Annotated in this window: 13 protein-coding genes; 6 read left to right on the top strand and 7 right to left on the bottom strand. The window is 44.7% G+C overall.

The window, feature by feature from the left end; translation table 11 throughout:
* Positions 1-420: 420 nt before the first annotated feature.
* The 4 genes from ABD772_RS11675 to ABD772_RS11660 all read right to left on the bottom strand — a co-directional run bounded on the left by ABD772_RS11675 (position 421) and on the right by ABD772_RS11660 (position 5,717).
* On the bottom strand, positions 421-1,386 hold the full coding sequence (locus ABD772_RS11675) for an ROK family protein (protein ID WP_345104373.1): 966 nt from the start codon (positions 1,384-1,386) through the stop codon (positions 421-423).
* 1 nt (position 1,387) lies between these two features.
* A complete protein-coding gene (locus ABD772_RS11670) occupies positions 1,388-2,866 on the bottom strand; it encodes a family 43 glycosylhydrolase (RefSeq protein ID WP_345104370.1) in 1,479 nt (492 codons plus the stop codon).
* A gap of 296 nt (positions 2,867-3,162) precedes the next feature.
* On the bottom strand, positions 3,163-4,545 hold the full coding sequence (locus ABD772_RS11665; protein ID WP_345104368.1) for a sugar porter family MFS transporter: 1,383 nt from the start codon (positions 4,543-4,545) through the stop codon (positions 3,163-3,165).
* A 158-nt stretch (positions 4,546-4,703) separates the two neighbouring features.
* A complete protein-coding gene (locus ABD772_RS11660; protein WP_345104367.1) occupies positions 4,704-5,717 on the bottom strand; it encodes a LacI family DNA-binding transcriptional regulator in 1,014 nt (337 codons plus the stop codon).
* 105 nt (positions 5,718-5,822) lie between these two features.
* Here ABD772_RS11660 and hemW point away from each other — a divergent pair, with 105 nt between their 5' ends.
* The 3 genes from hemW (at position 5,823) to ABD772_RS11645 (ending at position 8,736) form a co-directional block, all read left to right on the top strand.
* The gene (hemW, locus tag ABD772_RS11655) at positions 5,823-6,944 is read left to right on the top strand and encodes a radical SAM family heme chaperone HemW (protein WP_345104364.1); all 1,122 of its coding nucleotides are present in this window, start codon (positions 5,823-5,825) and stop codon (positions 6,942-6,944) included.
* Positions 6,945-7,103: 159 nt separating this feature from the next.
* Positions 7,104-7,646 carry a fasciclin domain-containing protein gene (locus tag ABD772_RS11650; protein WP_345104362.1) on the top strand — a complete coding sequence of 181 codons (543 nt, stop codon included), beginning with the start codon at positions 7,104-7,106 and terminating at the stop codon, positions 7,644-7,646.
* A 208-nt stretch (positions 7,647-7,854) separates the two neighbouring features.
* Complete coding sequence (locus ABD772_RS11645; RefSeq protein WP_345104359.1) at positions 7,855-8,736, top strand: cupin-like domain-containing protein; 882 nt, start codon at positions 7,855-7,857, stop codon at positions 8,734-8,736.
* 211 nt (positions 8,737-8,947) lie between these two features.
* Here the strand turns inward: ABD772_RS11645 and ABD772_RS11640 are convergent, their stop codons facing one another.
* Complete coding sequence (locus ABD772_RS11640) at positions 8,948-9,370, bottom strand: YybH family protein (protein ID WP_345104356.1); 423 nt, start codon at positions 9,368-9,370, stop codon at positions 8,948-8,950.
* 53 nt (positions 9,371-9,423) lie between these two features.
* On the opposite strand from ABD772_RS11640, the gene ABD772_RS11635 reads away from it, so the two are divergent.
* The gene (locus tag ABD772_RS11635) at positions 9,424-10,302 is read left to right on the top strand and encodes a carbohydrate kinase family protein (protein WP_345104353.1); all 879 of its coding nucleotides are present in this window, start codon (positions 9,424-9,426) and stop codon (positions 10,300-10,302) included.
* Position 10,303: 1 nt separating this feature from the next.
* Here the strand turns inward: ABD772_RS11635 and ABD772_RS11630 are convergent, their stop codons facing one another.
* Together ABD772_RS11630 and ABD772_RS11625 are read right to left on the bottom strand one after the other, a co-directional pair.
* Positions 10,304-10,675: a hypothetical protein gene (locus ABD772_RS11630; protein ID WP_345104350.1), complete on the bottom strand. Its 372-nt coding sequence runs from the start codon at positions 10,673-10,675 to the stop codon at positions 10,304-10,306.
* Positions 10,676-10,680: 5 nt separating this feature from the next.
* Positions 10,681-10,959 carry a GNAT family N-acetyltransferase gene (locus ABD772_RS11625; RefSeq protein WP_345104348.1) on the bottom strand — a complete coding sequence of 93 codons (279 nt, stop codon included), beginning with the start codon at positions 10,957-10,959 and terminating at the stop codon, positions 10,681-10,683.
* A gap of 203 nt (positions 10,960-11,162) precedes the next feature.
* Here ABD772_RS11625 and ABD772_RS11620 point away from each other — a divergent pair, with 203 nt between their 5' ends.
* Together ABD772_RS11620 and ABD772_RS11615 are read left to right on the top strand one after the other, a co-directional pair.
* Complete coding sequence (locus ABD772_RS11620) at positions 11,163-12,260, top strand: vWA domain-containing protein (protein ID WP_345104376.1); 1,098 nt, start codon at positions 11,163-11,165, stop codon at positions 12,258-12,260.
* A gap of 145 nt (positions 12,261-12,405) precedes the next feature.
* The gene (locus ABD772_RS11615) at positions 12,406-13,914 is read left to right on the top strand and encodes a sigma 54-interacting transcriptional regulator (RefSeq protein ID WP_345104345.1); all 1,509 of its coding nucleotides are present in this window, start codon (positions 12,406-12,408) and stop codon (positions 13,912-13,914) included.
* The last annotated feature ends 5 nt before the right edge of the window (positions 13,915-13,919 follow it).

Genomic DNA, 13,919 nt, shown 5'->3' with positions numbered 1-13,919 from the left:
CCACTAGCGAAATGAAGGTAGCTATCGACAGATAAATAGTGTAAACTTATTTCAGTACTAAATTAAAAGTGTAAATTCAATTAAGTATTAACAACCAAATCTGTAAACTTTTTTCAGGACGGGTCAGTCAGGAAAAGTGATCCAAACTGATCCAAATTTCAGAACTAAAATATTTAATCAGCTCATTTTAAACCAGTTGTATTTTTTAAGTGATCCAAATGATCCAAGTGATCTACATTCACCTGGATCATCACATAACCGGCCCTTCACCAATCATTACCTCACTATTCAATCCTTGCCTCTAAAATATTAAGCTTTCAGCTTAACCGGCAGGCAGCTCGCTGCATTTAGGACGAAGTCGAAAACTTCGGGCCTGTCGCGGGGGTTCTTGCTTCGTTCGGGATAACATCAGATAATATATCACTCCTTACTCATCACTGCCAAACTCAGCGCTGCCATATCTCCGATATTTTCACCCAAACCCGCGGGCACTATCCGGCAAACTTCGTGAGCGCCAATGTAAGCTTCGCGATGTATTACCTGCATCATCCGATCGTCTAACAAAGACTTGGCCCGGCCATAAATGCTGCCCATGATAATTACTTGCGGATTTAGAATATCGATCAGTAAAGACAATCCCCTGCCCAGGTATTCAGCGCAGGTATTGTAGATATCAATAGCCAGTTCATCGCCACCGTGTGCGGCTTCGGCTACGGTCTTGGCGGTGAGTTTCCCCACGTCATCCAGGCTATCGCAAAAAGACACCTTCTCGCCCACCTGTAACCTTTCGCGCACTTTGATCTGCGCCAGCTGCGCAATACCGCCGCCGCTGCACCAACCCTCAAATGAACCGGCTTTGCCAAAACCTACCGGCCCCATGTCCGACAGGCGCAAATGTCCCACCTCGCCCGCAAAATCTGATGTGCCCGAGTACAGTCTGCCATTCAATATAAGTCCCGCGCCCATGCCGGTGCCAAAGGTCAAAAAGATCACATTTTCAAACCCCTTGCCGGCGCCATATTTCCACTCGGCTACTGCGCAGGCGTTGGCATCGTTTTGCAGCAGGGCGTTGTGGCCAAAACGTTCGCCGGTCATTTTCACTATAGGAATCTTATCCCAGCCCGGCAGATTAGGGGGCGATAGTATAAGCCCCTTATTACTGCTTAGCGGACCACCGCAGCTAATGCCAATACCTGCCAGACCGTCGTTACTTAGACCGTGTTTAGCCAGTAGAGCTTCCGCCGTGGTAAACAGCGCTTCGATCATTTCATAAGGCGGCTGCGTGGTAGGCATAGATACTTTGTCAACAATATCCAGGCTGTCGCCAGATACCTTCCCCAAAACCACGGCACATTTGGTGCCGCCAATATCAAATCCTAACAGCATACTAATCTTCTTTAAGCGGACTAACTTTAATCGACTTAAATTTAACATTACCATGTTTGGCAAAAAAGTATAGCTGACTACCTTTTTGCTCAGGACAGCGGTTCACAACGCAACGTTTACCATTAATGTTCATATCGATAATGTCATCCTTCATGATAATATCAAGCTTCATGGGTTTGTCCAAACCTTCAACCACGCGGATCATGGTGTTGCCCAGCCAAACGTCTTTGTCGCCTGCCAAAAAATCTACCCGATAGCCATGATCTGCCTGATCGTCGGCTCTTAAATAAAACCCATATTCGGCAATTGGTGTATCAGGGTCAATCTCCATAGTGATGCGGCAATTAAGCGGCACATTATCCAGGTGCGCAGAACCCATGCCGCTGGTAGTGCTGATGGATACGCCGTCCGCAGCATCCTCTTTAGCATCAACATCGGCAACTATACTTGAATTTACAGGTGCATCACTGGCCGGTATCATCTCTTGGGGGAAACTCGTAGACAAAGTACCATCCGCTTCTTGTTTCACCTCGCGGAAGATCATGTTGCCGCCGAAACGCTCGCCACGGTCATCTTTATTCTGGTCGCGGCTTGGTATCCAGGCACCTACAATCCGACGGCCATTTTTAAAGGCTGCGGTCTTAGCCACATTCACCCACGACTCGTTCAAAGCCTGGTATCTTGGCTCTTTCCATGGCCCATACGGGCTGCGCGACATCACATAATAAGTATCGCCGCCGTCGCCATAAACCAGGTAATACCAGCCATTCCACAAGAAATAGTCGGGGCATTCAGGCACAGAACCCTGGCCTGTAAGTACCGGGGCTAATACAGTCCAGTTTTTCAGGTTTTTTGATACCATATGTACCAGGCTGCCGCCAGCATGGCGCAATGCCGTATTCTCTTTCCAACTGGCCACAAACAGGTGAAACTCGCCGGTCTTTTCATCTACAAAAACTTTAGGGTCCCTAAAATCGCGCTTGCTGTAACCGGGCGCCGAGGTATAGAACGGGTTAGGTTTCTGTTTGTCGAAATGGATGCCGTCATTGCTTATGGCATAGCTTAATTGCTCGTTGATCTTGCCGTCGTTCACCAATCGCGTAGCATAAAACGCGTAGTACTTATTCTTGTAATAAACTACAGAGCCGGTGCAGATAGATTTTTCCCAGGGCTCATCTATACCTAACACAATAGGATTCTGTTTCCAGTTTTTCAAGTCGGTAGTGGTGCTCAATACCCATTGGTGGCCGCCCAATCCGCCCAGGCTGGCGTGGTGCGCCGAGTCAAGCAGCCAGTACATCGAAAACTGGCCGTCTTTGTAAAAAGGCATACAGTCGCCTACAAACAAATTGCCTTTGGGCCGCCAGTATTGCAGGTTTTTGGTTGATTGGATAGCAGGGTCGTACTTAACGCCAAGTTTTTGGGCTTTGAGGCTGATAGTTCCTAAAGCGAGTGTGATTAATAAGATGTATTTTTTCATGTATGTGTGATTTTTAAATAATTTATACCCTATTTGTCATTGGCAGCATAGCGAAGAATCTGCCGAGTGTTTAAGCAAAGTTTGCAGATCCTTCGCTATCTACCCATGACAAAAAAATAACTGTCTTTTCGAGCATGGCGAGAAATCTATACACGGACATCCACACCATGCTTAGCGTGTGTATAGATCTCTCCCTACGGTCGGGATGACAAAAAATAAAACCATTGTCAGTTTCATCTTTACAGTCCCCGGTGATTCTACTACTCAGCATGACAAAATTGTTAGTTGGTGATACTTTACAAATCCCGCGGGCTGCCTCCTTTGCGCCAGTGTTCCTCAATTTCTTCGAGCGATTTACCTTTGGTTTCAGGGATATAATATCTGCCCCAAAACATTCCTATCAGACATACCGCCGAATAAAAAAAGAACGTTTGCGACACGCCAAACGCGTTAACCAGTTTAAAGAAAGTAAAAGCTACTATTGCATTAAAACCCCAATGCGACAGCGAGCCGATACTCATACCCACACCACGGACATTTAGTGGAAATACCTCGGATATTAATAGCCAACCCAATGGAGCCAGACTTATAGCGATGAAAACGATATAGCAAACAATGCTCAACACGGCAAAAACCGGCAGACTGGCGCCTAACGCCTCTTTAAAATGGAAGCAAATACCCAGCAAAGCCAGTGATGGTATCATGCCCCAAATGCCTATCATGTACAATTTGCGGCGACCGACTTTATCCAGCAAGATCACCGACACAAAGCAAGCCAGCACATTCACCGTGCCGATGATAATAGCCGGCAGAATAGACTCGGTATTGCTGACAATACCCGCCATTTTGAATATGATAGGCGAATAATAAATGATGGTATTTACACCCGAAAACTGCTGAAAGAAGAATATACCCACAGTAATAATCAGCGCCGGGCGCAGCCAGGGTTTCAGTATCTCGCTGCTGCCGGCTTTATTTTTGGCGTTGAGTTCGATATCCCGTTTCAAGTCGGCCAGCGTTTGTTGGATCAGGTCGGGGTCTTCAACTTTATTAAGTACGGCTTCCCCCTCGGTCCAGCGGTTTTTGCTGATGAGCCAGCGGGGTGTTTCGGGCAGGAAGAACATACCAATGAGCAGGATCAGTGCCGGGAACAATCCCACAAAAAACATCCATCGCCATGATTGCAGGTTGGCATCGTTGCCTAACAGATAGTCGGTTATATAGGATACCAATATACCGATGGTGATCATGAGTTGGTTTAAAGTAACCATAGCCCCGCGGCGACGGGTTGGGGCTATCTCGGCAATGTACATAGGCACTACGTACGAGGTGATGCCGATGGCTATGCCAATTATAACGCGCATCGCCATCAAAAAATCAATATTGCTGGCGTAGGTACAGCCCACCGCCCCTATTGCAAAAATGATGGCGTTAATGATGATCATTTTTTTACGGCCCAGGTAGTCTGACAATTTACCGCTTGAAATAGCACCGATAACCGCACCGATAAGTACCGTAGTAGTCACCCATTCCAGGCTGGAGTCGGGCAGTTTCCAGTACTCTTTCATAAAAGGCAGGGCACCGGATATCACCCCGGTATCGAACCCGAAAAGCAGTCCGCCGGTAGCCGCCACCACCGAGATGAGCAGCACGTTAGATCTTGTTTTTGTTGGTTTCATTTATCTTTTCTTTAGATTTATTAGTCATGTCATTGCGAGCGAAGCGTGGCAATCGCGAACTATTTATGCCTTACTTTTCTCCTTGCGATTGCCACGCTCATTCCTCGCTCGCAATGACAAGCAGATACTTTAAACGTTTAAAGCTCCACCCAAAAAAATTATTCCCTACACGATTTACCTAATACCAGCCTCGATTGTAAACTCACTTGCCTGCTTATTTTATCATGATCAATTAGTCCAACCAGCGTCTCCACCGCGGCTTTACCCATTTGCTCCAACGGTTGCCTCAAATGCGTTACCGGACAATAAAACAACTCAAAAGCTTCCGACTCGTCAAAGCTGATTACTGATAGTTGTCCCGGAACGTTAATGTTATGTTTGTTTAAATATTTTAATCCGTTGATGGCTAAAGTATCCGTAGCAAAAAATGCAGCGTCGCAGGGTTCGTGGTGATTTAATATCGTCTCCAGCCCAAACTTGATATCTCCGGCTCTGTCACCGCTGTTAACCTGCCAGAGCCAATGTTTTTTAAATTCAATGCCGTTATCTTTCAACGCATCTAAATAACCCTGGTTACGTTGATGTAAATGATAAAATGTCGTTTGATAATTAAAAAATGCAATGCGCTTATGGCCTTGTTTAATCAGGTAAGTAGTAGCATCATAAGCAGCTTTATAGTTATCCAGGGCAATGTAGTTGGCCTGGACTTCGGGAAAATACCGATCGAGCAGCACAAAAGGCACCCCCGATTTTTGCAACATCCTGATCTGCGGCTGAGAGTTCTCGACAGGCACTAATATCAAACCATCCACCTGGCGGTTAATGAGCGCGTTTACCAATTCTTCAAAAGTATCCCCACTCTCGTTCGAGCTACCGAATAGTACCGTATAATTAGCTTTTTTAGCCTCGGCCTCAATAGCGCGGGTTATACCGGTACTGAAGCGATAATTAATATCGGCCACCACTAGACCAATGGTGTGCGTTTTAAGCATCTTTAAGCTCTTTGCAATTTGGTTAGGGCGATAGTTAAGTTCTTCGGCGGCTTTTTTGATCTTTTCAGCATTTCCCTTGCTAACCTGCTTTTGCTCCGCCTGCCCGTTTAGGACGTACGACACCAGGGCTATAGACACGCCAACGTGTTCAGCAATATCCTTGAGTCCTACTTTTTTCATGAAGATTTTAATAATTGGTTAAGACAAAGCTATTACTTTAAACGATTAAAGCAAGGGATAATTAAATTTCGGACACAAGATAATCAGAAACCGTACCTTTGCGCAATGGCCGGCATCTACCTACATATCCCTTTCTGCAAACAGGCTTGCCATTACTGCAATTTCCATTTCAGCACCTCGTTAAAGTATAAGGATGATCTGCTGCAGGCGCTGGTAAAAGAGCTGCATTTGCAAAAAGATTATTTGCAGGGCCAAACCATTGAGACCATTTATTTCGGCGGTGGGACACCATCTATATTAGCTACAGAGGATATCAATTTACTGCTTGATACCATTACCCAATTGCATGCTGTATCTGCAGACGCCGAAATCACACTTGAGGCCAATCCTGATGACCTGGACAAAGCCAAAGTTCACGCTTTGCGACAAACGCCGGTTAATCGTTTCAGCATCGGTTTGCAGTCATTTTTTGATGATGATTTGCAATGGATGAACCGGGTACATCGTGCTCCGGAAGCAGAAGCTTCCATAAAACGCGCACAGGACGCAGGTTTTGAAAATATAACGGCCGATCTTATCTATGGCTACCCTTTGCTTACCGACACTAAATGGAAGCATAACCTTAACAAAGTTTTTGAGCTCGAAATACCACATGTATCGGCTTATTCCATGACCGTCGAGCCCCAAACAGCCCTGGCCTCATTCATCCGTAACCGCAAACAGCCGGCTATGAGCGAGCAACAAAGTGCCGCGCAGTTTACATACCTCATGGATGCCATGCAAACCCGCGGCTTTGAGCATTATGAAATATCTAATTTCTGCAAACCTGGCCATTACAGTCGACACAACTCTAATTACTGGCGCGGCATTAGCTATTTGGGTATAGGCCCGTCGGCGCATTCTTACAACGGAGAAATACGGCAGTGGAACATTGCGAATAATGCCAAATACATCCAGTCGGTAATGACGGATAAGCTACCTGCCGAAATAGAGGAACTTACCGAAACCAATCGTCTGAATGAATATATCATGACCTCACTACGTACCAGCTGGGGGTTGGATCTGGAAGCTTTAAATAACATCGCCGCAGGCACCGCTACCGAGTTGAGTAAAACCGCGCTGCCTTATCTTGAGAAAGGCTGGATCGCCCAAAATCAAAATAAAATCACCCTTACTCAAACCGGCAAACACTACGCCGACCATATCGCTGCCGAACTGTTTTTCTAGACGGTTGTACTCACAATTGCGCTTTTTATAAAGGCGCGTACTTACGCATTGATAATTGATTTGGTTTTCTATTACTTATAACTGCCGGTTATAACAATTTTAAATCTGCCTTTCTGTTGTCGCCGTATCTTCCAGCAAACAACATTATCAAACAAAATCATGAAAAAACTAATTATCACAGCGCTTGCTTTGGCAGCTATTACAATTTCTTCTAAAACTTTCGCTCAAACCAAAATGGTAGGTGGGGCCGCCATGTATCCTGCCAGAAACATTGTTGAAAATGCCATGAACTCAAAAGACCATACTACCTTGGTTGCAGCTGTTAAAGCAGCCGGCCTGGCAGGGACTTTAGAAGGCAAAGGGCCATTCACTGTATTCGCTCCTACTAATGAAGCTTTTGACAAACTACCGAAGGGTACCGTTGAAAATTTAGTGAGGCCTGCGAACAAGGCAACCCTGGTCAAAATCCTGACGTATCATGTCGTGGCGGGTAAATTAAACTCGGCCGACCTGTGGGCAAAAGTTAAAGCAGGCAAAGGCGAATTAACTACCGTGCAGGGCGGTAAATTGTGGGTGAAGGCAGAGGGCAAAAAATTATATCTGGTTGACGAAAAAGGAAGTAAATCGTGGATAACCATTGCCGACGTAAATCAGAGTAATGGCATAATTCATGTAATAAATACAGTATTGATGCCTAAATAACGACATTTATGGTTAGCGGTAAGCAATTGACGTAGTTCGTTAGTCGAATTGGAAACCGTACCATAAATATAAACTGAGACAACTCAGTCAAAAGGGCGCCCGGTGCTTTTGCATCGGGCTTTTTTGTCACTCTAATCTCATAAAGTTAAGCGTCAATCTTCCTTCCTTATTGGTTTAGTTTAGTTTTGCATGTTAATTAATTGCAAACATGGGGATCATTTTAACTCCGATTGATCGGGTTGACACTATATCAAAAGAAGATTTTGTTAATAATTATTTAAAGCCGCGCAAGCCTCTGGTTATCCGCAAGGCGACCGAAAGCTGGCCCGCTTTAAAAAAATGGACCTTTGATTATTTGAAAGAAGCCGTTGGTGATCAAATCGTTCCGCTTTATGACAGCTCAAAGGCCGACCCTTCAAAACCCATCAATGCATCGGCTGCCGAAATGAAGTTTGGGGATTATATTGACCTGATACAAAAACAACCAACCGACCTGCGTATATTTCTGTTCGACCCTATTAAACAAGCACCAAGATTACTGGACGATTACCGCTCGCCAAGCGATTTGATGGGTGGTTTCCTGGATAAATATCCTACTATGTTTTTCGGTGGCGCCGGATCGATCACTTTTATGCATTATGATATCGATCTGGCCCATATCTTTCATACGCATTTTAATGGCCGCAAGCATGTTATTTTGTTTGATAACAGATGGAGCGAACGTTTATATAAAATCCCGTTTGCCACCTATGCTTTGGAGGATTACGATATTGAAAACCCTGACTTTACAAAGTTTCCGGCTTTAGATGGAATTGAGGGTTATGAGATGTTCCTTGAACATGGTGATACGCTGTTTATGCCCACCGGCTACTGGCATTGGATGAAATACCTTGATGGCTCATTTTCTATCTCACTGCGTGCCTGGGATAAATCGTGGGCTGTTAAAGCAAAAAGCCTATACAATCTAACCATACAGCGCAAGTTTGACGATATAATGAAAAAAAACTTTAGAGCGCGGTATATGAACTGGAAAGAACAACTGGCCTTTAAACGTGCAGACAAAGCTTTGGCTGAAGGCGCACCAAGATAGCATATCTTTATTTAGATAGCATTGGCTGGAGAACGTCTGAAATGGTAGAAAAAATACGAGAGCTGATTTGCTCTAATAAACTGATTACGACACCTAACCTTTAACTAGTCGAAGTTAGCGTACCGTAATTTCGACCTGTTGCTTCGTCCCTCGCAATGACGTGATAGTAAGTTAGAAAGGCATGCCAAAAAATTCCGCATGACGTTGTCTTCTAACTCGTATGATCACACACTATTACCCATTTGCCATTAATCTTCTTAAACCAAAGCGTATAATATCCTTCCAGCATTTTGGTTGCTTGCTTTACATGCCATCCGCCAAATACAAAAGCATTCTTGGTGTCTAATACATCCACTTTCAGAATATCGAAAGTAAGTATACCCATAGCTGCCTTGTCGGGATACCCGCGTTTGTAATTGTTCAGTGTATTTTGCCAGCCGTAAGTAGGCGCAGTTTTACCGACAAACATCAACGAATCAGATCTCCAGTAGCCTTGCATAAAGCCTTCCAGGTCGCCGCGGTTCCAGGCTTCGCGCTGCGTGTTCATTACGTTGATGATGGCTTGGCGGTTTTGCGCTTGCACAAACGCAACGGCACTTAACATAAAGATAACAGCCAGCAAATGTTTTTTCATGATCTAATATAACGATTATCTGTTAGCTTTGGCCCAGGTTCAAATCCGTTTTTATGAAGCAGAGTATACTATGTTTAGGCGAGGTTTTGTGGGACGCCTTTGGCAAAGAGAAAGTAGCGGGCGGCGCTACCATGAATGTGGCATTTCATCTCAACCAGCAAGGTGCAAGGGTGGCTTTTGGCAGCAGCGTGGGTATTGATGCTTCAGGAGATGAACTTGTTAATTTCTTAAAAGACAATGGTCTGTTCGGCGACCTCATCCAGCGCGACGAAACACTGCCTACCTGCGAAGTTACTGTACAGTTGGATGAGCAGCAACAAGCTACATATATCATTCCGCAGCCGGTATCATGGGATAATATTAAACCTAAAGCCGCGCTTAGCAAATGCGCTAAAAGCGCGCGGGCTATAGTGTTTGGCAGTCTGGTTTGCAGGGGTAATACCACGCACGATACCCTTTTAAGCCTATTGAATGACACCAATGCACTAAAAGTATTTGATGTGAACCTGCGCCCGCCGCATTATACTTTGCAAACCATTGAAACGCTGGCGGCACGCGCCGATGTAGTAAAGATGAACGAGGAAGAGGCTGACCTGCTTATCAATACAAAAAAAGGCGATCTGAAAGAAAAGATCACCGAGTTTCGAAAAAAATATCACGCGCAAACCATTTGTGTTACACGCGGCGCGCATGGCGCCATCGTTTGGCATGACCATGAGTTTTATGAGCACCCGGGCTTTGAAGTTAAGGTTGCCGATACCGTAGGCGCCGGCGATTCATTTCTGGCGACATTTATTATTGGCCTGTTAAATAAATTGCCGATGCAGCAAGTACTTGAACGCGCATGTGCGGTCGGAGCTTATGTAGCCGGCAAACGTGGCGCTACGCCGAGATATGTTGACGGCATTGTTGATCTGATGGCTGCCCGTTAAGCTATCGCCCTAAAACAAACTCAACCGCCGCCCATCTTTGACCTGACCAGTAACGACCAACCATTGTCTCTGGCGAACTGTCATAACTTTCCTTCATGTTATTCATGATTAAGTAATCTGTATGGCCTTTGGCATGAAAAGTTAACTGATCCTTGTCATCAGGTATAGCGCTATCAGGGTTAAAAATTATCGGTTTTCCGTTTGCAGGCAATAATTTGATCTTACTGGCTGCAAGATAACCATTGCCTAATGTCAACCGAAAAATTTGGCCATCCTGCTTACCTAGATAGTGTACTGCATCGTAGGCTTTTTGTGCCAATGCAAATTGGGGTAACAATGCACACAGTAAAATAAGTGTAAGTATTGTTTTCATAATCATCAGGTTAATCGCTCCCACTCGGGGTGCCGTTTTAAATAAGCTTTGATATATGCACAATAAGGCACCATTTTAAAATCATTTTCTTCCAGGTATTTAAATACTTTCTCTACAAGCGTGGCCGCTACGCCATGGCCTTCCAACTCACGCGGCACTTCGGTATGGATCAGAAAATACGTGCCGTCGCGTTCTTTATAGTCAATAAATGCCCGGTGCTCATCTACAAATATTTCAAAATTGTGGATGGCCGTGTTGTTGTTTAGTTGGATGTCTTCGTACATAGTATAACTAAATAACAACCGTGCCGACAATTTGTGTGATGCCGTTGCCTCACCTGTATCATGATACAGTACAGCAACAATCAACCATGCACTACTCACCATTCACTACCATTGTCATCCCTGCCTAACAATTGAAACTTAATGCCGGTAACTTTAAACTTTTGACCAAAATAATCCGTTACTTTATTGTTGAAAGGCATAGTATGCGTGGTTTCGGATTTTCGAAGTTTACCCCCAACCAAATCCCTAAAGGCGGATTTGAAGAATTACTAAAGTTATTCCTGGAGTTGCTCAACTATACATCGGGCGATGCCGGCGAAGCTTTGGCCTGGCTTAATGAGCTGGACAAACAATACAAGATAACTAATGATGAATATGGCATCGGTGATTTCATTGACGAGTTGAAGCAGAAAGGCTACCTGAGCGATGATAGCCAGAAGGGCGGCTATAACATTACTGCTAAAACGGAGCAAAGCATCAGGCAGTCGGCACTGGAAGAGATATTCGGTAAGCTTAAAAAGTCTGGCAAAGGCAATCACCGCTCGCCTCAAAGCGGGCAGGGCGATGAGCGCAACTCCGAGCGCCGTGAATTTGAGTTTGGCGATAGCCTGGATCAGATAGACATGACGCAGTCTATCCACAATGCACAGGTTAACCACGGCATAGGCGATTTTATGATGACTGAGCGCGATCTGGAAGTTGAAGAAATGGACTATAAAACCCTGACCTCGACCGTGCTGATGATCGATATATCGCACTCGATGATCCTGTATGGCGAGGATCGTATTACCCCTGCAAAAAAGGTGGCTATGGCACTAGCCGAGCTTATTCGCACCAAGTATCCTAAGGATACTTTAGATATTGTAGTGTTTGGTAATGATGCATGGCCGATTACGCTGCAAGATCTGCCCTATCTTCAAGTCGGCCCGTACCATACTAATACCTACGCGGGTTTAGAACTGGCTACTGATCTGCTGCGTCGCCGTAAAACATCAAACAAACAAATCTTTATGATTACCGACGGTAAGCCCACTTGCTTAAAAGAAGGCAACCGGTACTACAAAAACAGCATTGGCCTTGACCGTAAGGTGGTAAACAAAACACTGAATATGGCTGCGCAGTGCAAACGGTTAAAAATCCCTATTACCACATTTATGATAGCTAAGGACCCATACCTGCAGCAGTTTGTCCGCCAGTTTACAGAGACCAATGGCGGCAAGGCATTTTACAGCTCATTGAATAATCTTGGCGAATACATTTTTGAGGATTATGCCAGGAACAGAAGGAAGAATGTGAGATAGATGTGCAGATATGCAAATGAATGAATAAATGTCAGTTCGACCATCGGGAGAACTATTCTCTTGACGTAGCGAAAAAATCTATACACACGCAATTCTAACAATGTATAGATCTCTCGTTTTCGATGACAAAACATTTAAAAGACTTATGAATAAAACAGATATAAAAACCCTTGGTCAATTAAAGCAAACCGGCTATAAAAGCGAATCAGTCAAGGATGAGTTAAGACGAAATTTAATTACCCAGCTTAAGAAGAAAGAAGAGGGCGGTTTTGAGGGCATCGTAGGTTTTGAGGATACCGTAATCCCTGATCTGCAAACTGCTATCCTGTCGCGCCATAATATTTTGCTGTTGGGCTTGCGCGGACAGGCCAAAACCCGTATAGCGCGCCTGATGGTTAATTTGCTGGACGAGTACGTACCGTATATTGAAGGATCAGAGTTGTTTGATGATCCGTTGAACCCGATATCATGGTTCGGACATAGCATCGTTCAGGAAAAAGGTGATGATACCCCTATAGCATGGATACATCGCAGCGAACGCTATACCGAAAAGTTAGCTACGCCCGATGTTACCGTTGCCGATTTAATCGGCGATGTCGACCCCATCAAGGCTGCAACGTTAAAGCTAACATATTCTGACGAGCGTGTTATTCATTTCGGGTTGATTCCACGTGCACATCGTGGCATTTTTGTAATCAATGAGTTGCCCGATTTGCAAGCGCGTATACAGGTTTCGCTATTCAATATCTTGCAGGAAAGAGACATTCAGATACGCGGTTTCAAATTGCGTTTGCCGCTGGATATCCAGTTTGTATTTACTGCCAATCCCGAAGATTATACCAACCGCGGCTCGATAGTTACGCCGCTGAAAGACCGTATCGAAAGCCAAATCCTGACGCACTATCCGCGTTCTGTAGAAATTTCACGTAAGATTACCCAACAAGAAGCATCGCTTACTCACGAACAGCGTGTAAACATTGAAGCTGATGGCTTAGTGAAAGACCTTGTTGAGCAGATTGCTTTTGAGGCTCGTAATTCAGAATACATCGATAAAAAATCAGGGGTATCTGCGCGTCTCACTATATCGGCTTACGAAAACCTGATAAGCAATGCCGAGCGCCGCATGATTGTCAATCATGAGGATAAAACTTTTGTCAGGATAGCTGACTTTTTGGGCGTGATCCCGGCTATTACCGGTAAGATAGAACTGGTTTATGAGGGCGAACTTGAAGGCCCCGCTAAAGTGGCTAACATCCTGATAGGCAAAGCCATTAAAACTTTACTGGTGAAATTTTTTCCTGATCCTGAAAAAGCTAAGAAAGCTAAAGCGCCCAATCCATATGCTGAAATTATCAACTGGTTTAGCGACGGCAACACGCTGGCTGTTTTAGACGATCTGCCTTTTGCTGAATATAAGAAATTACTAACATCTGTAACCGGATTAAAAGATCTGGTTAAGCAGTTTCACCCACGTTTGGTAGAGAGCCAGCAGTTGATCCTGATGGAGTTTGTGCTACATGGTCTCGCCGAATTCTCACAGCTAAGCAAGGGTTTTTTGGATAATGGCTTTGCCTTTTCGGATATGTTTAACAGTTTGTTTAATTTGCAACCCGATGAGGACGACGATCTGGACCTTGATGACGATCGTTATTAACTATA

The organism is Mucilaginibacter panaciglaebae (assembly GCF_039539265.1).
Classification (GTDB): Bacteria; Bacteroidota; Bacteroidia; order Sphingobacteriales; family Sphingobacteriaceae; genus Mucilaginibacter; species Mucilaginibacter panaciglaebae.
Note: the sequence above shows the minus strand (reverse complement) of the source record. Positions and strands in the feature narration are given on the sequence as shown.